A 19,443-nucleotide genomic window follows, 5' to 3' on the forward strand; every position below is an offset into this window, starting at 1 on the left:
GCCGCGCAGGCTCCTTGCAGCAAACAGGCTACCCTCGGGTAGCCTGTTTCGTTGTTACTTGGTCTGTTTGGCCTTGATGGCGGCGGCCACGGTGGGGTCGACAAACTGGCGGATGTCGCCGCCGTGCAGGGCAACCTCCTTCACCAGGGTGGAAGAGATGAAAGAGTTCTCCTCGGCCGGGGTGAGAAACACGCTCTCCAGCTCCGGCATCAGGCGACGGTTCATGTTGGCCAGCTGGAATTCGTACTCGAAGTCGGAGACGGCGCGCAGACCGCGGATCAGCACGTTGGCCTGCTGCTCCCTGGCGAAGTCCACCAGCAGGCCGGAGAAGCCGACCACCTTGACGTTGGGCAGGTGGGCGGTCACCTGGCGGGCCAGCTGCACCCGCTCGTCCAGATCGAACAGCGGCCGCTTGCTCGGGCTGTTGGCCACCCCGACCACCACTTCATCAAACAGTTTGGCGGCCCGGCCGATGAGGTCGGTGTGGCCGTTGGTGACGGGATCGAAGGTGCCGGGATAGATTACCTTGTTGGTCATGCTGTTGATTCCTGCAACCGGGAAATTTGGTCGCATTATAGGGTCTGTTGGGGGATTGGCGCGACCGCCTTGGGGCGAGTTTTGGCGCCCCAAGGCCGGCTTTGCCGATCCAAATCGGGGTCACCGGGTCTCTTCGCTTGAGAATAGCGATACATCAGGCAAGAATACCCGCACCGCGCATCAAGCCTCCTTGCATTGGTGACAGGGAGCAAAGGGATTTTTTATGAAACGTATTCTGGTAGTCCGCAATGACAAGATTGGTGACTTCATGCTGGCCTGGCCGAGCTTTGCCATGCTCAAGCGCTCCATGGAGTGTCATGTGACTGCCCTGGTTCCTGCCTACACGGCGCCGTTGGCCCGCCTCTGCCCCTGGATTGACGAGATCATCCTGGATCCGGGCTCACGGGCCGACAAGGAACAGCAACGCGCCTTGCAGGCGCGCATCAAGGCCGCCGCCTTCGATGCCTCCATCTGCCTCTTCTCCAACTCCCGCAACGCCATGCTGGTATGGAAGGCGCACATTCCCTACCGGTTGGCACCGGCCACCAAGCTGGCCCAGGTGCTCTACAACCAGCGCCTGATCCAGCGCCGCTCCCGCTCCCAGAAGCCGGAGTACGAATACAACCTGGATCTGGTGCGCCGTTTCCTCGCCGACCAGCAGGTGAGCACGGTGGAGCCGCAGGGCCCCTACCTCAGCTTCGATGCCGAGAGCCTGCAACAGGTGCGCGAGCAGGTCGCCGCCCGCCTGCGGCTCGATGCCGGCCGCCCCTGGCTGATGGTACATGCCGGCAGCGGCGGCTCGGCCAACAACCTCTCCATCGAGCAGTACGCCCGCCTCATCATCAAGCTCAACCAGGCCTGTCCCGAGTTGCAGTGCATCCTGACGGCGGGGCCGGGGGAGGAGAAGATCGCCGAACAGCTGGCGGCGGAGCTGCTGGCCCACGGCGGCAACGGCTGGATCTACCGCTCCGACGAGGGGTTGCCCAAGTTCTGCCAGGTGATGGCCAATGCCGCCCTGTTCGTGGCGGGCAGCACCGGGCCGCTGCACATCGCCGCGGCGCTGGATGTGCCCACCATCGGCTTCTTCCCGGCCCACCGCTCGGCGACGCCGCTGCGCTGGCGTCCGCTCAACAGCGAGGGGCGCCACCTGGCGTTCAGCCCGCCGGAAGACAGCGATCACCCGGAAGACATGAGCCAGCTCGATCCCAAGACCATGGCGGCGGCGATCGCCCGTTGGGCGCCGCCGTTCTGGCGCACTGAACACTGATACCAGATGATGTAAATGCAGACAGGGCCCTTGAAGGGCCCTGTCTCGTATGAGGGGGGGGCTGCGGCTTACTTGTCCGTCTGATCCGGTGCCTGCGGCTGCTGGCGGATCCAGAGGTCGGCGTACTTCACGAAAGTGGAGTGGGCCGACAGGATGGCCAGCAAGAGCCCCTGCTTGCCATCGAGGAAGCCGACCTTGAGCAGGTACATCTTGAGGAAGCAGCCCAGCGCGTGCACCAGCCCCTGGCCGAGGGAGCCCTTCTTGCCGCGGGCGGTGCGCTGATCGGCCCAGGCGCGGGCATAGCCGGCGGACTTGACCAGATAGTGCTCCAGATCCCGATAGGTGAAGTGGAGCAGGTCGCCGTGCAGGTTGACGATCTTCATGTTGGCGCGCACCTCCACCTTCTCGTGCACCAGCACCTCGTTGTAGCTGGTGAGCGCCTTGGGATAGAGGCGCAGCACCCGGTCCGGATACCAGCCGCTGTGGCGGATGAAGCGGCCGAATACCCAGGAGAGGCGCGGGATCGAGTAGATGGTGTCGCTGGCCGGGTTGGCCATGACGGCGGCGATGGCGGCTTTCAGCTCGGGGGTGAGCCGCTCGTCCGCATCCAGCCACAGCACCCAGTCGGATTGCACGTGGGACTGGGCGAGGCGGCGTTGGCGGCCGAAGCCCGGCCACACCGGATTGACGAAGAAGCGGGCGCCGAATTCGGCGGCGATGGCCGGGGTCTCGTCCTGGCTGCCGGAGTCCATGATGACGATCTCGTCGACCAGTCCGTCGAGGGAGGCGAGGCAGGGGCGCAGGTTTTCGGCTTCATTCTTGACGATAAGGACAGCCGCCAGAGTCGGTTTGTTCACGGATTAAAGGCTCTTGTTGGCGCCCGGCTGGCGGGCCATGCTCAAATTGGCGCCCATTCTAGCCTAAAACGGCAGGCGGAGCATGGTTCCGGCTGTCGGGCTGCGTAAGTTTCAAATGGGTTGCTTTTTGGCATGAGAGCGGGTGGTGCGGGGATCTTCTGTTATTTCTCGGGCCATTCTTGGGGCATAATCTCGGCCAGCAACGATTAACCGCAGGGCTTGGCCCAAGAGACGCGCGAGATGAAGATATTGGTGATCGGCCCCTCCTGGGTCGGCGACATGGTGATGTCCCAGAGCCTCTACAAGGCGATCAAGGCCAATCACCCCGACAGCGAGCTGCACGTGATGGCGCCCGCCTGGTGTGGTGCCCTGCTGGAGCGGATGCCGGAGGTGGACAAAGCCATCCCGATGCCGCTTGGCCACGGCGACTTCAAGCTGGGGGCCCGCCGTCGGCTCGGCAAGCAGCTGGCGGCCGAGAAGTACGATCAGGCCATCATCCAGCCCAACTCCATGAAGTCGGCGCTGATCCCCTGGTTTGCCCGCATCCCGGTGCGCACCGGTTGGAAGGGGGAGCACCGCTTCGGTCTGCTCAACGACATGCGCAGCAACAAGTCCGCCTTTCCGCTGATGGTGGAGGCCTACCTGGCGCTGGCCTATCCCAAGGCACAGATGAAGAGTCGGGCCGACATCCCGACCATTCCCCAGCCGGCCCTCAACGTCGATCTCATCAACCAGGAGAAGGCGCTGGAGCGGCTCGGACTGGATCGCGCCCGCCCGGTGCTGGTGCTCTGTCCGGGGGCCGAGTTCGGCCCGGCCAAGCGCTGGCCGGAGGGCCACTACGCCGTGGTGGCGCAAAAGCACCTCGACGAGGGCTGGCAGGTGTGGATCTTCGGTTCCGCCAAGGACGCGGCGGTGGCCAACACCATCCGCGACCGGATCAACCCGCTGTCGCGCCCCAACTGCCACGTGCTGGCGGGCAAAACCAATCTGTACGAGGCGATCGACCTGATGGCGCTGGCCGGGCGGGTGATCGCCAACGACTCCGGCCTGATGCACGTCGCGGCCGCCCTCAACCGGCCGCTGATCGGGGTCTATGGCTCCACTTCGCCGCTCTATACCCCGCCGCTGGCGGACCGGGTCGAGATCGTCCACACCGACATCGAGTGCCGACCCTGTTTCAAGCGCACCTGCAAGTTCGGCCACCTCAAGTGCCTGATCGAGCTGATGCCGGAGCAGGTCATCGAGGCTGGCCGCCGGCTGGAGTGCAGCGAGACGCCGGCCCCGCCGCTGCCGCCCGGCGAACCGCCCCGTTTCGTCGCCGAGCCGGGCAAACGCGGGGAGCCGCACTAGCATGGGCTATCGGCTGCTCTACAACCTGCTGATCCACCTGGGGTTGCCGCTGGCATTGCTGGCGCTCTACAAGCCGAAGAAGGGCAAGCCCGGCTTTGGCAAGCGCTGGGCCGAGCACCTGGGGCAGACGCCCGCCAGCGGGCAGGAGGCGCCACTCTGGATCCATGCGGTGAGTGTGGGGGAGACGCTGGCCATCACTCCTTTCATCCGCGCCCTCAAGGCCGAGCGGCCCGATCTGCCGATCCTGCTCACCACCACCACCCGCACCGGTGCCGAGCAGGCCGCCAGGCTGGGGGATCTGGTGGAGCACCGCTACGCACCGCTCGACTACCCCTGGGCGGTGGCGGCGTTCCTCAATGCCGTCAAACCGCGCGCGCTCTGGGTGATGGAAACCGAGCTGTGGCCGAACTGGCTGGCCGCCTGCGAGGCGCGCCACCTGCCGGTAACCATCATCAATGCCCGCCTCTCGGAGCGATCCTGCCAGCGCTATGGCCGCTTTCAGGGGGCGTTCGATGCCCTCAGCCGGCCGCTGACCCATTTGCTCTGCCAGCACCAGGACGACGCGGATCGCTTCCATCGGCTGGGGCTGGGGCGCGAGCGGCTGGCGGTGACCGGCTCCATCAAGTTCGACATCCAGCTCGATGAGCAGCTGCAGGCCAGGGGCCGTGCCCTGCGCCAGTTGCTGGGGGCGGATCGGCCGGTCTGGATCGCCGCCAGCACCCATCAGGGGGAGGACGAGCAGGTGCTGGCCGCCTTCGATCGGGTGCTCGCGGCGCAGCCGTCGGCCCTGCTGATCCTGGTACCGCGTCACCCCGAGCGATTCGAGCGGGTGGCGGCGTTGTGTGGCCCCTACGGCTGCGTGCGGCGCACGGCGGGTGGTGCGGTCGGCGAGCACGACAAGGTTTACCTCGGCGATACCATGGGCGAGCTGCCGCTGATGCTGGCGGCGGCCGACGTGGCCTTCGTCGGTGGCAGCCTGGTCAAGGTGGGCGGCCACAACCTGCTGGAGCCGGCTGCGCTCGGCAAACCCTGTCTGAGCGGCCCCGCCTACTTCAACTTCAGCGATATCACCCGCCAGCTGGTGGCTCAGGGGGGCGCCGCCGTGGTGGCCGATGCCGCCGAGCTGGGGGAGCAGGTGAGTGCGCTGCTGGCCGACGAGAGCCGGCGCCGGGAGATGGGCGAGCAGGCCCGCGCCGTGGTGCTGCGCAATCAGGGGGCGCTGGCTCGCACCCTTTCCCACTGCCTCGCCAGCCTGGAGAACGACTGAAGCCGGGCAGACGGACATAAAAAACGGAGCGCATGGCGCTCCGTTTTTGTTTGTCGTGTGGGCTGAGGGTTAGCGTACGATCAGGCCGAGCAGGATCCCTACCACGCCGAAGTCGGCATCGCTGAAGGTGGTGTTGGCAAAGCCGAGATCCCCCAGCACCGGCAGCAGGAACACCGGCAGGAAGGTGATCAGCAGGCCGTTGGCGAAGGCCCCTAGCAGGGCGCCGCGACGGCCGCCGGTGGCATTGCCGAACACCCCGGCTGCCGCGCCGACGAAGAAGTGCGGCACCACCCCTGGAATGATGACGGTGAGCCCCAGCAGGTAGAGCAGCACCATGCCCACCAGACCGGCGGCAAAGCTCGACAGGAAGCCGATCAGCACCGCATTGGGGGCGTAGGGGAAGACGATGGGGCAGTCGAGCGCCGGCTTGGCGTTGGGCACCAGCTTGTCGGAGATCCCCTTGAAGGCCGGCACGATCTCGGCGATGACCATCCGTACCCCCTGCAGGATCACGTAGACCCCAGCGGCGAAGGTGATGGACTGCATCAGGGAGAACATGAACCAGTGCTTGCCCTTGGCGACGCTGGCGACGAACTCGGGGCCGGCGAAGGCGGAGGTGATGAGGAAGATGATGCCCATGGTGAAGGAGATGGCCACCGGGGTATCGCGCAGGAACAGCAGGCTCTTGGGCACCTGCACCTCTTCGCTGCTGTGGGCCTTGTTGCCGAACTTGGCGCCGATCCAGCCGGCCAGCACGTAGGAGCAGGTGGAGAAGTGGCCGAGTGCCACGTCATCGGAGCCGGTGATCTGCTTCATGTAGGGGTGGGCGAGGGCCGGGAACAGCACCATGGTCACGCCGACCACCAGGCTGCCCACCGCGATGAGCGGAATGCCGCTCATGCCGCCGGCGGAGAGGATGGCTGCCACCATCATCGACATGAACAGGGTGTGGTGACCGGTCAGGAAGATGAATTTCCACGGGGTGAGCCGGGCGATCAGGATGTTCACCAGCATGGCGAAGAACATGATCATCGCCATCTCCTTGCCGAACGACTGCTGGGCGATGGAGACGATGGCCTCGTTGTTGGGCACCACCCCCTTGATGCCGAAGGCGTGCTGGAAGATGGTGGCGAAGTCGCCCAGCGAGTTCACCACCAGGGTGGCGCCGGCCCCCAGGATGACGAAGCCCATGATGGTCTTGACCGTGCCCTTGATGCACTCGGTCACCGGCTTCTTCTGGGCGATCAAACCGATGAGGGCGATCAGGCCAACCAGCACGGCCGGCTCCGACAGCACGTCAAACATCAGAAAATTGAAAAATTCCATGGTCAGCTCCAAGCAGATGGAAGCGGCGGCTCACCGGCCGCCCAGACAGTTGCAAAGGGGTTAGAGTGCGCCCAGCTCGCGCAGGGCGATGGCGAGTTTTTCTTTCATGGCGGCCTTGTCGACCATGTTGTCCAAGGACACCAGCCGGCCGTCGACACCCATGCTGACCAGTTGTTCGGCGATGTCGCGGGTGGCGACAAAGATCTCGGCGCTCTCGCTGCCAGCGGAGGCGAGATCCCGGTGATCCACCTCGGCCGTCACGGCCAGCTCCTTGAGAATGCTCTTGATGCTCATCTCCATCATCAGGCTGGTGCCCAGGCCGTGTCCGCATACAACCAGAATCTTCATGTGCTCTTCCTCTGTCGGGCGCAGGGCGCCTCTCAATAACGCGCCAGGATGCGCAAGATGTCGTCTTTGCTGGTGGCCGCCATGATGGCCGCCACCTCTTCTTCATTCATGAACAGCTCGGCCAGCTGGGCGATGGTCTCCACGTGGGAGTTGCTGTCGCTGGCGGCCAGGGTGACCAGCAGCCGGACCGGGTCGTTGCCCTCGGAGCCGAAGTTGACCCCCTCCTTCAGCACGGTCAGCGCCAGTCCCAGCCGGTTGACGCCGTCTTCCGGGCGGGCGTGGGGCATGGCCAGGCCCGGGCCCAGCACGTAGTAGGGGCCGAGCTCTTCGTGGGAGCGATAGAGCGCCGCCACATAGGAGGGCTCGATGGTGCCGTTGGCCAGCAGGGGGGCGGTGGCCAGCTCGATGGCATGACGCCAGTCGCGAGCGCCCGCTTCGATGGAAATGACCTCCTCGGTCAGCAATTGTGTCAGCATGGCAATGTCCGGGCTGGATAAGATGGCGCCAATCTAGCGATCTTGCCGGCTGATAACTGTGAGCCCGATCGCGAAAGTTAGCGCTACCAGATAGCGCTAACATCGATCTGTGATAGCGCTATCATTTCTCCCATAGAAGGGATTCATCTTGCCCCTTCTCTGGCTCAAAGGAGGTAAAATCCGGTTTGAGCAAATAGTCAGTGCCGCGCTTTTGCCTTAAAGTGAGCACCCGTATGCCGAGGAAGGGAAAGGATGTCAGAAGCGAAGAAACGCCGTAGCACGGGTCGGGTGACCCTCAACGATGTGGCCCAGCTGGCCGGCGTGGGGGCCATGACGGTGTCGCGCGCCCTGCGCACCCCCGAGCTGGTGTCCGACAAGATGCGCGAGCGCATCGAGGCGGCGGTGGACGAACTCGGCTATATCCCCAATCGGGCGGCGGGGGCGCTGGCGTCCGCCACCTCCCAGACCATAGTGGTGATCGTGCCCAGCCTGACCGAGTGTGGCTGCGGCGAGGTGATCGCCGGGCTGCAGCAGACGCTGCGGGGCGAGGGCTACCAGATCATGCTGGGGGATGCCCAGCACCTCAAGCAGCAGGAAGAGAGCCTGCTGACCAGTTTTTTGCAGCACAATCCGGCGGCCGTGGTGCTGTTTGGCAGTGATCCCGGCGAGACCATCCGCCAGCGGCTGCAGGCGGCCCGCCTGCCGGTGGTGGAGGTGGGGGCCATGGCCCGCAGCCCCATCGACATGAACGTCGGGGTCTCCAACTTCGATGCCGGCTACCAGCTGACCCGCCACCTGATCGAGCGCGGCTACCGCAATATCGGCTTTCTCTGCGCCCGCCAGGAGCAGTGGATGCTGCAGCAGCGCATGCAGGGCTGGCAGAAGGCGCTGCTGGACAACTACCTCTCCCCCGACGCCATCATCAACACCTCGGAGCGACCCAGCTTCAGCACGGGGGCGGCCATGCTGGGGGAGTTCCTGCTGCGCTGGCCCGAACTGGATGCGCTGGTCTGCGTCAACGACGAGCTGGCGGCCGGGGTGCTGTTCGAATGCCAGCGCCGTCACCTGAACGTGCCGGGCAAGCTCGCCATCGCCGGTTTCGACGATCTGGACGTGGCGCGAGCCTGCTATCCGGCCCTCACCTCGGTCCGCATCCCCTATCAGCGGATGGGGCAGGAGGCGGCCGATCTCATCTTGCGTCAGCTGGCCGGTGAACCCGTCATGGGCTCGGCGCTGACCCTCGATTTCCAGCTGCAGAAGCGGCAAAGCAGCTGACCCCTTTCACACTCATCAAAGAGGCAACCATGTTCAAGGCTCTGTTACTGGAAAACCAAGACGGCAAGACGGTGCCGACCCTGACCCGGCTGGACGAGAGTCAGCTGCCGGCCGGCGAGGTGCGGGTGGCGGTGAGCTACAGCTCCCTCAACTACAAGGACGGGCTGGCCATCACCGGCAAGGGCAAGATAGTGCGCCAGTGGCCGCTGGTGCCCGGTATCGACTTCGCCGGTACCGTGCTGGAATCTGCCGACGACCGCTATCAACCGGGCGACAAAGTGGTGATGACCGGCTGGGGCGTGGGGGAAGGGCACTGGGGCGGCATGGCCGAACAGGCGCGGGTCAAGGCCGACTGGCTGGTACCGCTGCCGGCCGGGCTGGATGAGCGCCAGGCCATGTGCATCGGCACCGCCGGTCTGACCGCCATGCTCTGCGTGCTGGCGCTGGAAGAGGCGGGGGTGACCCCGCAGAGCGGCGAGATCCTGGTGACCGGCGCCGCCGGCGGGGTGGGTTCCGCCGCCGTCGCCTTGCTGGCCGCGCTGGGTTATCAGGTGGCGGCCCTGACCGGCCGTCCAGAGGAGCAGGGCGAGCTGCTGACGGCGCTCGGCGCCAGTCGAATCGTGCCGCGCAGCGAGCTGCTGGAGCCAGCCAAGCCGCTGGAGAAGCAGCTGTGGGCCGGGGCGGTCGATACCGTCGGCAGTCAGGTGCTGGCCAAGCTGCTGGCCCAGATGAACTACGGCGGCGCCGTGGCGGCCTGCGGGCTGGCGGGTGGCTTCGATCTGCCCACCAGCGTGATGCCCTTCATCCTGCGCAACGTGCGGTTGCAGGGGGTCGATTCGGTGATGTGCCCGCTGGCGCGCCGCCAACTGGCGTGGCAGCGACTGGCGCGGGATCTGCCCGCCAGCTTCTTTGCGCAGGCGGTCACCGAGATCGGGCTGGAGCAGGTGGCGGAGGCCGCCGAAGCCATCACCCAAGGGCAAATCGCGGGGCGCACCCTGGTCAAACTTTGATCCAGCCCTGACTGGCGAGCCCCATTTTTCTGGATAGACTTTGAGTGCGGGTGCACTATCCAAGGAGAATGAGCATGGGTGGACACAAGCCGGATTACGATCTCGATGACGATTGGGAGCCGGAATCCTGGGAAGAAGAGCTGGACGAATGGGAAGACGAGAGCTGGCAGGATGATGACCCTCTCGACGACCAGTAATCCGCGTATTGAATACACAGGCGGGCCTCGGGCCCGCCTGTTTTTTTGGGCGGCTCACAGGAATGGGGAGAGGTGCTTGGAGGGGGCTGCGGCTCTGGCTAGAATGAACTGCCCAAACGACACTCAAGGATGATTATGCGACTCTCGGTGATAGTGTTTGCCGTTCTGCTCGGGGGCTGCGCCTCCCATTCGGACGATCCGTGCGAGAAGGTGTGGAGCGAGGTGGGGGAGGCCGATGGCAAGCTGGGCTTTACCACCGAGCGGGTCGAGTTTCATCAGGCCCAGTGCGGCGAGAAGGTGGATGCCGAGCTGTGGAAACAGGGGCATCAGAAGGGACTGGCCTGGTATTGCCGGCCGGAGCATCTCTATCTGGCGGGCCGTTCCGGTGGCGAGTATCGCGGGGTTTGCCCCAATGACGTCCAGGCGCGCCGATTGTTCGAGCAGGGCCGCCAGGGCTGGACCGATCAGTAGCCGGGCTGGCGGCTCAGGCTTCTTTCTCTTTCAACCGCAGTGGCTGACACAGATAGCTCTTGTCGTTGGCGCTGCGGGCACACTTGCCGCAGACGAACTTGGGTTTGCGCACGATTTTGCGCAGGGTCTTGAGATCGGCTGGGATCTCGCTGCGACGCCATTCACACAGGGTCTTGTTGCCCATCTCGACTACCTCGACAACTCGGTGGGCCCTAGTGTAATCAATTTTCATTTCTAAAACAGCGAGCGGGCCCGGATGATCTCGCGGCCCGCTCGTGGTGACGGGAGATTACTGATAGAGGAACTTGGTAAAGATCAGCTCGCGCACCGCCTTCTTGCCGGTCTCCTTCACCAGCAGCTCGTTGGCCCGGGTCTGACACTCCTTGCGCAGGTCTTCGCGGCTGACCAGAGACTTGATCTGGTCGGCACTCTTGCTGCCCATCAGCCGGATGATGGCGTCACGGATGAGGGGGTCATGCTGCTCCAGCAGCTTGAGGTCGGCCTCGTTCTCGGCCATCAGCTCCACCGTCACCCGGACGTAGCCGAGGGTTTTGCCATCGCTCAGGTAGTTGGTGATGATGTCGGGATCCAGCAGGTGATAGAAGAAACCCGGCTTGGCGGCGGCAGCTTCCCCTTCTGCAGGGGCTTCCCCCCCTTCGGAGGCATAGGCCTGAAGTGCACCGCAGCTTAGCAACAACACCAGCAGAAATTTGAATAGCTTCATAGGGATGGCTCATCAGCAAGAGATACCCCATTTTTGATGCTGCCATCGGGGCCGTCAAGCACGGATGTTCTTACAATTCTCGATTGATTTACGGATAATAAACCGGATTTTAACCTGATAACGGAAATCTCCGGATGGTGAAGCTGTGAAGTCCGAGTTGACTGTTCCCCTTGCCCGGCTCGTGCCCTGGCAGACGCCCGCGCAGTGCGAGCCGCCCGAGGCCTTGCTGCCCTGGTTGCTGGAGGCCGATTCCATGACCCGGCGCCTGCGCCGCCACAATCGCCATTTCTCGGTACAACTGTTTGGCAATCGCAGCGTCGCCCTCGATGCCGACGAGCAGCAGCTGGTGGTCGCCGAGCACCCCATGGGGCTGTGCCGCGAGGTGATCCTGCACGGCGATCATGGGCCGGCCGTGCTGGGCTGGACCCTGTTTGCCGAAGCCGCGCTGCAAGAGAGCGGTCTGCGCGAGCTGGGTGAGCAACCGCTAGGTGAACGTATCTTTGGTGACGAGCCTGCCCGGCGCGATCACCTGCAACTGGCCTGTTTCGAGATTGCGAGCAATCCCTGGTGTCCGGCCGGCATCGTCTGGGGACGTCGTTCCCGTCTGTTTCTGGGGCAATGGCCACTGCTGGTCCATGAACTCTTCTTGCCCTCTCTGTCATGCAACAAGGAGCTGGAGTGAATCTGTTAACCAAGGAGCGGGGACTGGCCTACGTGCAGTTGGCCCGCATCGACAAGCCCATCGGTACCCTGCTGCTGCTGTGGCCGACCCTGTGGGCACTGTGGCTGGCGGCTGACGGCCTGCCGGATCTCTGGACCCTGCTGGTGTTCGTGGTGGGGGTGTTTCTGATGCGCTCCGCCGGTTGTGTCATCAACGACTATGCGGATCGCAACTTCGACGGTCACGTGAAGCGCACCGCCGGCCGACCGCTGCCCATGGGCAAGGTCAAGCCGCGGGAGGTGCTGGCGCTGTTTGCGGTGCTGGCGCTCATCTCGTTCGCCCTGGTACTGACCATGAACCCGCTCACCATCGGCCTGTCGTTCGCGGCCCTGCTGCTGGCGGTCTGCTACCCCTTCATGAAGCGCTATATCCCGATCCCCCAGCTGGTGCTCGGCATGGCCTTCTCCTGGTCGATTCCCATGGCCTATGCGGCCCAGGCCAACGCCTTGCCGGCGGTGGCCTGGCTGGTGTTTCTCGCCAACCTGCTGTGGACCATCGCCTACGACACCCAGTACGCCATGGTGGACCGGGACGACGACCTCAAACTCGGCCTCAAGTCGAGCGCCATTCTGTTCGGCCGCCACGACAAGCGGATCATCGGCGCGCTGCAGCTGCTGACCCTGCTGATCCTGCTGCTGGTGGGGCAGTTGAGCGAACTGGGCTCCAGCTACTACTGGTCGTTGCTGGCGGCGGCGGCGCTGTTCGTCTATCAGCAACGGCTGATCCGCGAGCGGCAGCGGGAGGCCTGCTTCCAGGCGTTTCTCAACAACAACTACGTGGGGGCGCTGATCTTTGCCGGGGTAGTGATCAACTACCTGTGAGCAAGCCACTGTCATGAAAAAAGGCCGCATGTTGCGGCCTTTTTTATGGTGTCGTGCGAGCGGGGTCAGAGCCGGTTGCCGGCCTGGATGGTGCGGCGGATCTTGGTGCTCAGCAGCGGCACTATGTTGTCGGCCAGCGCCTGGAAGCGGCCCAGATCCGGCTTGCAGCCCGGGTCGAGGTAGCCTTCGCTGCGCAGGGTGTGGATCAGGGTGCTGAACAGCTTCTGGTCGAAGAACTCGGGGGCGTTGATGCCGTGCAGGGTGCCGAGGCGCTCTGCCATCATCAGGCCGTCCGCCTCCAGCTGCTCGGCCTCGATGCGGGGCTGGGCCAGCACCCGGGTCAGCACGATGGCGTAGCGTTGCAGGGTCTCCTGGATGCTCTCGGCCAAGAGCAGCAGGCGGGTCTGGTTGACCGGATTGACCCAGAAGCCGCCGTCGCGGGCCTCGATCAGCTGCTGGCGCTGCAGTTCGGCCAGCAGGGCATCGACCAGCTCCGGCAGCTCGTCCTCTTCATAGCGCAGGAACAGCTCGGTCTTGAGCAGCGGGTAGATGTCGATGCAGCGGGCAACGATCTCGCTGCGGGAGATCCCCTCGCAGCGCTCGATCAGGGCCGCCACTAGGGAGGGCATGGCGAACAGATGGAGGATGTTGTTGCGGTAGTAGGTCAGCAGGATCGCCTGATAGCGGTCCAGGCTGACGATCTGGCCCAGCTTGTCCTCGCTCACCTCGAACTTGTTGAGCTCCATCGCCTGATCCAGCAGGGTCTTGGCATCCTCGTCCGGGATGGTGCTGTGCGGGCTGTAGGGCACCTGCTTGAGCAGATCCAGATAGGTGTTGAGCTGGGCCTGCAGTTCGTCGCGGGTCAGCGCGTGGCGCTCGGCGGCCAGCAGCGCCAGCGCGCTCAGAGTCAGGCCGTTGACGGCGGCGGCACCGTTGATGCGGGTCATCAGCAGCTCGGCCAGCTGGTTGACGGTGGGCGCCATCCACTCGGGACGCTCCTCCTCACCGATGTGCTCCTTCCAGCTGGGCACGTGTTCGTTGAGGTAATTGTTGAGGGTCAGCGGCTCACCGAAGTTGACGAAGCCGCGGCCGTAGTTGCGCAGCTTGCGCAGGATGCCGAGCACCTGCAGGAAGCTCTCCTTCTCCTTGCGGCTGCCCTTGAGCTCGTTGTGGTAGGTGTTCACCTCCATCACGTGCTCGTAGCCCAGATAGACGGGCACCAGGGTCACCGGTCTGTCCAGCCCGCGCATCATGGCCTGCAGGGTCATCGCCAGCATGCCGGTCTTGGGCGGCAGCAGGCGGCCGGTACGCGAACGCCCGCCCTCGGTGAAGAACTCCACCGAATAACCCTTGGCAAACAGCAGGTTGAGGTATTCCCGGAATACCGTGCTGTAGAGCGGGTTGCCCTTGAAGGTGCGGCGGATGAAGAAGGCGCCGCCGTGGCGGAAGATCGGGCCCGCCGGCCAGAAGTTGAGGTTGATGCCCGCCGCGATATGGGGCGGCACCATGCCCTGGTGGTAGATGACGTAGGAGAGCAGCAGATAGTCCATGTGGCTGCGATGGCAGGGTACATAGACGATCTCGTGCCCTTCCTGGGCCAGCTGGCGCACCTTCTCGGCGCCGTTGACCGAGAGGCCGCGGTAGAGCTTGTTCCACAGCCAGCCGAGGAAGCTCTCGCCGAGCCGGATCAGCCGGTAGGAGAAGTCGGAGGCGATCTCGTCCATGTAGCCGTGGGCCCGTTTCTGGGCTTTCTCCAGGCTGATCCCCTCGCGCTGGGCTTCTTCCTCGATGGCCTGCTGAATGACGTTCGAATCGAGCAGCTGTTTGAACAGCAGGTTGCGGTTGGGCAGTTTGGGGCCGGTGGCGGCCAGCTGCTGGCGGCTGAAGTGGGTGCGAGCAACCCGCGCCAGCTTGTGGGCGATGGCCTCGTCGGTGCCGTGCTTGTCCGCCATGTAACGCAGGGAGAGCGGCGGGGAGAAGCGCACCAGATTCTCGCGCCCCTTGAGGATCACGATCAACGCCTTTTTGAGGCGGTTTGGTGCCAGGCTGCTGATGATGTTCCAGCCGGAGGCCTCCTCGCCTTCCCGGCCGGGGGCGCGGCCCCAGAACAGGGTGACGGGCACCACCTGGATATCCAGTGCCGGATCCTGCTTGTGTAGATCCAGCAGCTGGTGGAACTCCTGCAGGAAGGGCAGCGGCTTGCTGCGCTTGCCAAACAGGGGAGGCGGACGGTCCAGACAGACATAACGGGGCAGCAACTGGCCGTTCAGCTCCAGCGGGGTGAAGGGGCCGGGCAGGCCGAGATCCTCGCAGCACTGTTGCAGGGTCATCAGGTCGGTGATCGAGCTGGTCTTCAGGGCGTAGACGATGGGTCTGGCCGGATCCAGCTTGAGCTCGGTGATGGGATTTTCCGGCAGGCTCTTGTGATTGACCAAGCCGCTGACCGGCCATTGCAAGATGGCTCTGGAAATGTTCTGTCCAAGGGACATGTGCGTCTGCTCTCCAAAAAAATGCGGCGTGAGCATAGCAAATCACCGACTGCTTGTCGCCGAGAGGTACGATGAGTCGGCTGCGCGGGATCAAATCTGCAGCAAATGAGCGCCGGGTCGCGACAAATGTCAGCTGCGCCTTGCCTTGGCCACTGCACTGTATATACTGCCAGTGTGCTGTATAAAAAGACAGGTGCCCATGCTATGAAACCCCTTACTCCCCGCCAGGCCGAAGTGCTGGAGTTGATCAAGGCGAACATGAACGAAACCGGCATGCCGCCGACTCGCGCCGAGATAGCCCAGAAGCTTGGTTTCAAGTCGGCCAATGCGGCCGAGGAACATCTGAAGGCCCTGGCCAAAAAGGGGGTCATCGAGATCATGCCGGGCACGTCCCGCGGCATCCGCCTGTTGCTCGAAGAGGAAGAGCCGCTGGAAGAGAGCGGCCTGCCGCTGATCGGCAAGGTGGCCGCCGGCGAGCCCATCCTGGCGCAGGAGCATATCGAGAGCCACTACCAGGTGGATCCGGCCCTGTTCCACCCGCGGGCCGACTTCCTGCTGCGGGTGCAGGGCATGAGCATGAAGAACATCGGCATTCTGGATGGCGACCTGCTGGCGGTACACAAGACCCAGGAGGTGCGCAACGGCCAGGTGGTGGTGGCGCGGCTCGACGAGGATGTCACCGTCAAGCGCTTCCAGCGCAAGGGCAGCCAGGTGTGGCTGCTGCCGGAGAACGAAGAGCTCTCCCCCATTGAGGTGGATCTCTCCTGCCAGCAGCTCACCATCGAGGGGCTGGCGGTCGGCGTCATTCGCAACGCCGACTGGATGTAATCCTTGCCATGAAACGGCCTCCTGCGGGAGGCCGTTTCGTTTCTGTACTCCTTTCTCCATGATTTCAATCAGATCCTGATACCCGCCACTTTTGTCTGCGGGCGGTGACCGCAGGCGATTCATTTCAGATATATCATTTGGTAAGGCGGACTCGTTGGCTTGAGCCGCCCCCGCTGCTCGCCATGACGCGCGTTATCCAGATCGCTGATAGCAGGAACCCGGAGGGCAGCAGGGAAAAACAACAGCCTCGTGCGGTGTGCAGCGCACACCTGGCAAAGAGGCGCTTGCGGGATAGAAGGGAGAGTGGCCAGGACGCCGGCAGTCGGCACCGCAGCGGCACACTCGCGCAGTCGACACGCGGCAGTCATCGACTCATTCACCCTGGTGGTGATGGGCGGTGCCGGTTGGCGTGACCTGTTGATCGAGGAGGACAGGTATGGCTTCAAGCTCGCCATGGGATCCGGGTCTGGCATCGCCCGTTTCTTCCATCACCCGTTTCATCAAGGGTAACCGGATGACCCGTTTCTATGCCCTCTGGGTACACCACAAGGGCGCCTGCTGGACCATCTGGCTGGGGTGCCCCAAGGACAAGATTGTCCGGCTGGTGCGCCTGTTTCACAGCCATCATGACGGCGGGCTGGCCGACGTCCCCTGGACCGCCCCCGTCATCCCGCTGCGGGCACAATCCAGACGCCCGCATGAGCGGCGTCGACAGCAGCCCTGAGCGTCACTGCTTCTTGTACAGCCCCACCCCATGGTGGGGCTGTTGTTTTGGGCGGGTTCGGGCCGGCATCACCGGCCCTTGCGTCATCTTCTGACGGAAGTTGGCCAGCGAACGGGCATCCGCTACAAGGGGGTGACCGGTGTGGCGCCGGCTGGGTTACAATGGCTCTTCCATTCGGGCCCGGTTGGCGGGTATGTCGAAGTGAAAGGGTCTGTTCTCTTATGGTTAAACCGCGTTACCCCTTGCTGTTTCTGCTGCTGGTCGGGGGCATGATGGCCGGATTTTACTGGAACCAGCCCTCCCTGCCTGAGCATGCCGACTACTACCCGGCGGGGCGGGACATCAATCCGTTCGCCTTCACCGATCAGGATGGCCAACCCTTCGTCCCCGCCAGCCTGACCAGCCACTGGACCTTTCTGTTCGTCGGCTACACCTTCTGTCCCGACATCTGCCCGACCACCCTGGCGGATCTGCGTTCCGTCTATCCCGAGCTGAAAAAGATCGCCCCGAGCAGCCAGGTGGTGTTCATTTCGGCGGATCCGCAGCGGGACGACGTGGCCCGTCTCAAGACCTATACCGCCTTCTTCAACCCGGAGTTCAAGGCGGCGACCGGCCCTCACGACAAGCTGTTCCCGTTCGTGCGCAATCTGGGGCTCATCTACTCCATCGCCGACCAGGGTGAGAAGGACTACCTGATCGACCACTCCGCCTCCATCGTGCTGATCAATCCGGCCGGCAAGCTGGAGGCCGTGTTTCGCCCCCGTCTGAGCGAGGGCAGTGTGCCCAGGGTCGTGATGGCGAGCATGGTGTCGGACTTTGCCAAGATAGTGCGGCTGGACGACGCATGATGAGCAACGGACTCCCTCCGACATGCTGACCCCTGTCTGGTGGCGGGACGGGCGGCGCCACCGCGCCGTGTTTGCCCTGGCCCTGCCCATGGTGTTTTCCAATGTCACCACTCCGCTGCTGGGGCTGGTGGATACCTGGGTGATCGGTCATCTCGGCCAGGCCTGGTTCCTCGGCGGCGTGTCGGTCGGCGCCACCCTCATCAATCTGCTGTTCTGGCTTCTTGGCTTCCTGCGGATGTCCACCACCGGCCTGACCGCCCAAGCTCACGGCGCCAGCAGCCCGGCCGGCCAGCTCGACACCCTGGCCCGTGCGCTGGGGCTTGCCGTCGGGCTGGGGGTGGCGTTGCTGCTGCTGTTGCTGCCGCTGATCCCCACTCTCATCGCGCTCAGCGGTGGCTCTGCCGAGGTGCAGCACTATGCCGCCGAGTATGTTTCGGTGCGGGTCTGGAGCGCCCCGGCGGCGCTCTGCAACCTGGTGATCATGGGTTGGCTGCTGGGCATGCAGGATGCGCGCAGCCCCATGCTGCTGCTGATCTTCACCAATCTGGTCAACATGGGGCTCGATGCCTGGTTCGTGCTGGGGCTGGGCTGGCAGGTGAAAGGGGTCGCCGCCGCCTCGCTGCTGGCGGACTACAGCGCACTCGGATTGGGGCTCTGGCTGGTGAGCCGTCACCTGCGCCGGCTGGCCGCATCGGCGTGGCAGGGTGCCTGGCAGCGCTGGCGGCAGTGGCCTGCGTTGTTGCGACTGCTGGCCCTGAACCGGGATATCTTCATCCGCTCACTCTGCCTGCAACTCTGTTTCGCCTTCATGACCCTGCAGGGGGCCAGGCTGGGGGATGTGGCGGTGGCGGCCAATGCGGTGCTGCTCAACTTCCTGATGCTGATCTCCTATGGGCTGGATGGCTTCGCCTACGCGGTGGAGGCCATGGTGGGCCGCGCCATCGGGCGGCGGGATCGGCAGGGGTTGCGGGAGGCCATCGTGCTCAATCTCGGCTGGGCGCTGCTGATCGCCCTGACGTTCAGCCTGCTGTTTGCGGTGGGAGGCAGCCGGCTGATCGCGCACATCACCGATTTGCCGGCGGTGATCGCCGCCGCCAATGCGCAGCTGCCCTGGCTTATCGCCATGCCGCTGCTGGCGGTCTGGTGCTTCCTGCTGGACGGGGTCTTCATCGGGGCGACCCGGGCGCGGGAGATGCGCAACAGCATGCTGGTGGCGGCACTGTGCGGCTTCTTCCCGGTCTGGTGGCTCTGCCAGGGCTGGGGCGTGGCGGCCTTGTGGGCCGCGATGGCGGCCCTGATGGCGGGGCGGGGGCTGACGCTGGGCTGGCTCTGCTGGCAGCTGGAGCGCGATGGCCGGCTGCTGCACTCAGCCCACGGGGTGGGAGAGGCGCAGCAGGCCTCCTCCTGACCTCAGCGCCTGCCTGGAGCTGTCGGGTTCACTCCTGCAGCGAGCCGGCGTAGCCCAGCTGGCGCCAGCTTTCGTAGACGAACACCGCTACCGCATTGGCGAGGTTCATGCTGCGGCTCTGGGGCAGCATGGGGATGCGCAGCCGCTGCTCGAACGGCAGGCTCTCGATGATCTCGATGGGCAGGCCGCGGCTCTCGGGCCCGAACAGCAGGGCATCGCCTGCGGCAAACTGCACCGCCGAATGGGCGGTGCGCCCCTTGGTGGTACAGGCGAATACCCGCGTCGGTGCCACCGCCGCCAGAAAGGCCTCGAAGTTCGGCCAGCGTTTCACCTCGGCAAACTCGTGGTAGTCGAGCCCCGCCCGTTTCACCCGCTTGTCATCCCACTCAAACCCCAGCGGCTCTATCAGGTGCAGTCGATAGCCGGTGTTGGCGCAGAGGCGGATGATGTTGCCGGTGTTGGGCGGAATTTCCGGTTGGTAGAGCACGATGTCGAGCAT

The 19,443-nt window shown here is 64.5% G+C and carries 22 protein-coding genes; 13 read left to right on the top strand and 9 right to left on the bottom strand.

From position 1 onward, the window contains the following. Nucleotides 1-54: 54 nt before the first annotated feature. Complete coding sequence (gene coaD / locus QLG02_RS16285; RefSeq protein WP_171281887.1) at nt 55-537, bottom strand: pantetheine-phosphate adenylyltransferase; 483 nt, start codon at nt 535-537, stop codon at nt 55-57. Between the two features lie 223 nt (nt 538-760). Between coaD and QLG02_RS16290 the strand changes: the two genes are divergently transcribed. Next, nucleotides 761-1,804, top strand: a complete 1,044-nt coding sequence (locus QLG02_RS16290) for a glycosyltransferase family 9 protein (protein ID WP_282465663.1) — start codon at nt 761-763, stop codon at nt 1,802-1,804. Nucleotides 1,805-1,872: 68 nt separating this feature from the next. Here the strand turns inward: QLG02_RS16290 and QLG02_RS16295 are convergent, their stop codons facing one another. Further along, nucleotides 1,873-2,661, bottom strand: coding sequence for a glycosyltransferase family 2 protein (locus QLG02_RS16295; protein WP_282465664.1), 789 nt, complete (start codon nt 2,659-2,661; stop codon nt 1,873-1,875). 240 nt (nt 2,662-2,901) lie between these two features. Here QLG02_RS16295 and waaF point away from each other — a divergent pair, with 240 nt between their 5' ends. Continuing rightward, a complete protein-coding gene (waaF, locus tag QLG02_RS16300; protein WP_268029770.1) occupies nt 2,902-4,011 on the top strand; it encodes a lipopolysaccharide heptosyltransferase II in 1,110 nt (369 codons plus the stop codon). A 1-nt stretch (nt 4,012) separates the two neighbouring features. Beyond that, the gene (waaA, locus tag QLG02_RS16305) at nt 4,013-5,278 is read left to right on the top strand and encodes a lipid IV(A) 3-deoxy-D-manno-octulosonic acid transferase (protein WP_282465665.1); all 1,266 of its coding nucleotides are present in this window, start codon (nt 4,013-4,015) and stop codon (nt 5,276-5,278) included. A gap of 69 nt (nt 5,279-5,347) precedes the next feature. On the opposite strand, the gene QLG02_RS16310 is transcribed toward waaA, so the two are convergent. Genes QLG02_RS16310 through QLG02_RS16320 form a run of 3 tightly spaced genes read right to left on the bottom strand, consistent with a single transcriptional unit; the run spans nt 5,348 to nt 7,428 of the window. Then, entirely contained in the window at nt 5,348-6,604 is a 1,257-nt protein-coding gene (locus tag QLG02_RS16310) for a PTS ascorbate transporter subunit IIC (RefSeq protein WP_011704190.1), read from the bottom strand. A 60-nt stretch (nt 6,605-6,664) separates the two neighbouring features. Next, the gene (locus QLG02_RS16315; protein WP_016349013.1) at nt 6,665-6,952 is read right to left on the bottom strand and encodes a PTS sugar transporter subunit IIB; all 288 of its coding nucleotides are present in this window, start codon (nt 6,950-6,952) and stop codon (nt 6,665-6,667) included. Between the two features lie 32 nt (nt 6,953-6,984). After that, on the bottom strand, nt 6,985-7,428 hold the full coding sequence (locus QLG02_RS16320; protein WP_282465666.1) for a PTS sugar transporter subunit IIA: 444 nt from the start codon (nt 7,426-7,428) through the stop codon (nt 6,985-6,987). A 252-nt stretch (nt 7,429-7,680) separates the two neighbouring features. Here QLG02_RS16320 and QLG02_RS16325 point away from each other — a divergent pair, with 252 nt between their 5' ends. The 4 genes from QLG02_RS16325 to QLG02_RS16340 all read left to right on the top strand — a co-directional run bounded on the left by QLG02_RS16325 (nt 7,681) and on the right by QLG02_RS16340 (nt 10,381). Beyond that, complete coding sequence (locus tag QLG02_RS16325) at nt 7,681-8,703, top strand: LacI family DNA-binding transcriptional regulator (protein WP_024946139.1); 1,023 nt, start codon at nt 7,681-7,683, stop codon at nt 8,701-8,703. 29 nt (nt 8,704-8,732) lie between these two features. Beyond that, nucleotides 8,733-9,713, top strand: a complete 981-nt coding sequence (locus tag QLG02_RS16330; protein WP_282465667.1) for an MDR family oxidoreductase — start codon at nt 8,733-8,735, stop codon at nt 9,711-9,713. 74 nt (nt 9,714-9,787) lie between these two features. After that, on the top strand, nt 9,788-9,910 hold the full coding sequence (locus tag QLG02_RS16335) for a hypothetical protein (RefSeq protein ID WP_016349017.1): 123 nt from the start codon (nt 9,788-9,790) through the stop codon (nt 9,908-9,910). Nucleotides 9,911-10,045: 135 nt separating this feature from the next. Then, nucleotides 10,046-10,381, top strand: coding sequence for a DUF2799 domain-containing protein (locus tag QLG02_RS16340; protein ID WP_282465668.1), 336 nt, complete (start codon nt 10,046-10,048; stop codon nt 10,379-10,381). Between the two features lie 13 nt (nt 10,382-10,394). Here the strand turns inward: QLG02_RS16340 and QLG02_RS16345 are convergent, their stop codons facing one another. Further along, nucleotides 10,395-10,565, bottom strand: coding sequence for a hypothetical protein (locus QLG02_RS16345; protein WP_005307551.1), 171 nt, complete (start codon nt 10,563-10,565; stop codon nt 10,395-10,397). 105 nt (nt 10,566-10,670) lie between these two features. After that, complete coding sequence (locus QLG02_RS16350; protein WP_011704197.1) at nt 10,671-11,105, bottom strand: flagellar basal body-associated FliL family protein; 435 nt, start codon at nt 11,103-11,105, stop codon at nt 10,671-10,673. A 145-nt stretch (nt 11,106-11,250) separates the two neighbouring features. Here QLG02_RS16350 and QLG02_RS16355 point away from each other — a divergent pair, with 145 nt between their 5' ends. After that, nucleotides 11,251-11,787: a chorismate lyase gene (locus tag QLG02_RS16355; RefSeq protein WP_041216379.1), complete on the top strand. Its 537-nt coding sequence runs from the start codon at nt 11,251-11,253 to the stop codon at nt 11,785-11,787. After that, nucleotides 11,784-12,647, top strand: coding sequence for a 4-hydroxybenzoate octaprenyltransferase (ubiA, locus tag QLG02_RS16360; RefSeq protein WP_011704199.1), 864 nt, complete (start codon nt 11,784-11,786; stop codon nt 12,645-12,647). The genes QLG02_RS16355 and ubiA overlap by 4 nt, the downstream gene beginning before the upstream one ends. A 65-nt stretch (nt 12,648-12,712) precedes the next feature. Here ubiA and plsB read toward each other — a convergent pair whose 3' ends face one another. Further along, a complete protein-coding gene (gene plsB, locus QLG02_RS16365) occupies nt 12,713-15,136 on the bottom strand; it encodes a glycerol-3-phosphate 1-O-acyltransferase PlsB (RefSeq protein WP_282465669.1) in 2,424 nt (807 codons plus the stop codon). Nucleotides 15,137-15,340: 204 nt separating this feature from the next. Between plsB and lexA the strand changes: the two genes are divergently transcribed. From lexA to dinF, 4 genes are all read left to right on the top strand, one after another. Then, nucleotides 15,341-15,964 carry a transcriptional repressor LexA gene (gene lexA, locus QLG02_RS16370; protein WP_011704201.1) on the top strand — a complete coding sequence of 208 codons (624 nt, stop codon included), beginning with the start codon at nt 15,341-15,343 and terminating at the stop codon, nt 15,962-15,964. Between the two features lie 436 nt (nt 15,965-16,400). Beyond that, the gene (locus QLG02_RS16375) at nt 16,401-16,688 is read left to right on the top strand and encodes a hypothetical protein (RefSeq protein WP_106553619.1); all 288 of its coding nucleotides are present in this window, start codon (nt 16,401-16,403) and stop codon (nt 16,686-16,688) included. Between the two features lie 221 nt (nt 16,689-16,909). Next, nucleotides 16,910-17,536, top strand: coding sequence for an SCO family protein (locus tag QLG02_RS16380; RefSeq protein WP_199796145.1), 627 nt, complete (start codon nt 16,910-16,912; stop codon nt 17,534-17,536). 22 nt (nt 17,537-17,558) lie between these two features. Further along, nucleotides 17,559-18,944 carry an MATE family efflux transporter DinF gene (gene dinF, locus QLG02_RS16385; protein WP_282465670.1) on the top strand — a complete coding sequence of 462 codons (1,386 nt, stop codon included), beginning with the start codon at nt 17,559-17,561 and terminating at the stop codon, nt 18,942-18,944. Between the two features lie 28 nt (nt 18,945-18,972). Here dinF and trmL read toward each other — a convergent pair whose 3' ends face one another. Further along, complete coding sequence (gene trmL / locus QLG02_RS16390) at nt 18,973-19,443, bottom strand: tRNA (uridine(34)/cytosine(34)/5-carboxymethylaminomethyluridine(34)-2'-O)-methyltransferase TrmL (protein ID WP_045528619.1); 471 nt, start codon at nt 19,441-19,443, stop codon at nt 18,973-18,975.

This window comes from Aeromonas sp. V90_14, from assembly GCF_029967615.1.
In the GTDB taxonomy this organism is placed as follows: domain Bacteria; phylum Pseudomonadota; class Gammaproteobacteria; order Enterobacterales; family Aeromonadaceae; genus Aeromonas; species Aeromonas hydrophila.

Excerpts from the sequence above, each read along its gene's own strand:
- coaD (WP_171281887.1), bottom strand. The coding sequence starts at position 537 with ATGACCAACAAGGTAATCTATCCCGGCACCTTCGATCCCGTCACCAAC.
- QLG02_RS16290 (WP_282465663.1), top strand. The coding sequence starts at position 761 with ATGAAACGTATTCTGGTAGTCCGCAATGACAAGATTGGTGACTTCATG.
- waaF (WP_268029770.1), top strand. The coding sequence starts at position 2,902 with ATGAAGATATTGGTGATCGGCCCCTCCTGGGTCGGCGACATGGTGATG.
- waaA (WP_282465665.1), top strand. The coding sequence starts at position 4,013 with ATGGGCTATCGGCTGCTCTACAACCTGCTGATCCACCTGGGGTTGCCG.
- QLG02_RS16310 (WP_011704190.1), bottom strand. The coding sequence starts at position 6,604 with ATGGAATTTTTCAATTTTCTGATGTTTGACGTGCTGTCGGAGCCGGCC.
- QLG02_RS16315 (WP_016349013.1), bottom strand. The coding sequence starts at position 6,952 with ATGAAGATTCTGGTTGTATGCGGACACGGCCTGGGCACCAGCCTGATG.
- QLG02_RS16320 (WP_282465666.1), bottom strand. The coding sequence starts at position 7,428 with ATGCTGACACAATTGCTGACCGAGGAGGTCATTTCCATCGAAGCGGGC.
- QLG02_RS16325 (WP_024946139.1), top strand. The coding sequence starts at position 7,681 with ATGTCAGAAGCGAAGAAACGCCGTAGCACGGGTCGGGTGACCCTCAAC.
- QLG02_RS16330 (WP_282465667.1), top strand. The coding sequence starts at position 8,733 with ATGTTCAAGGCTCTGTTACTGGAAAACCAAGACGGCAAGACGGTGCCG.
- QLG02_RS16335 (WP_016349017.1), top strand. The coding sequence starts at position 9,788 with ATGGGTGGACACAAGCCGGATTACGATCTCGATGACGATTGGGAGCCG.
- QLG02_RS16340 (WP_282465668.1), top strand. The coding sequence starts at position 10,046 with ATGCGACTCTCGGTGATAGTGTTTGCCGTTCTGCTCGGGGGCTGCGCC.
- QLG02_RS16345 (WP_005307551.1), bottom strand. The coding sequence starts at position 10,565 with ATGGGCAACAAGACCCTGTGTGAATGGCGTCGCAGCGAGATCCCAGCC.
- QLG02_RS16350 (WP_011704197.1), bottom strand. The coding sequence starts at position 11,105 with ATGAAGCTATTCAAATTTCTGCTGGTGTTGTTGCTAAGCTGCGGTGCA.
- plsB (WP_282465669.1), bottom strand. The coding sequence starts at position 15,136 with ATGTCCCTTGGACAGAACATTTCCAGAGCCATCTTGCAATGGCCGGTC.
- lexA (WP_011704201.1), top strand. The coding sequence starts at position 15,341 with ATGAAACCCCTTACTCCCCGCCAGGCCGAAGTGCTGGAGTTGATCAAG.
- QLG02_RS16375 (WP_106553619.1), top strand. The coding sequence starts at position 16,401 with ATGGCTTCAAGCTCGCCATGGGATCCGGGTCTGGCATCGCCCGTTTCT.
- QLG02_RS16380 (WP_199796145.1), top strand. The coding sequence starts at position 16,910 with ATGGTTAAACCGCGTTACCCCTTGCTGTTTCTGCTGCTGGTCGGGGGC.
- dinF (WP_282465670.1), top strand. The coding sequence starts at position 17,559 with ATGCTGACCCCTGTCTGGTGGCGGGACGGGCGGCGCCACCGCGCCGTG.
- trmL (WP_045528619.1), bottom strand. The coding sequence starts at position 19,443 with ATGCTCGACATCGTGCTCTACCAACCGGAAATTCCGCCCAACACCGGC.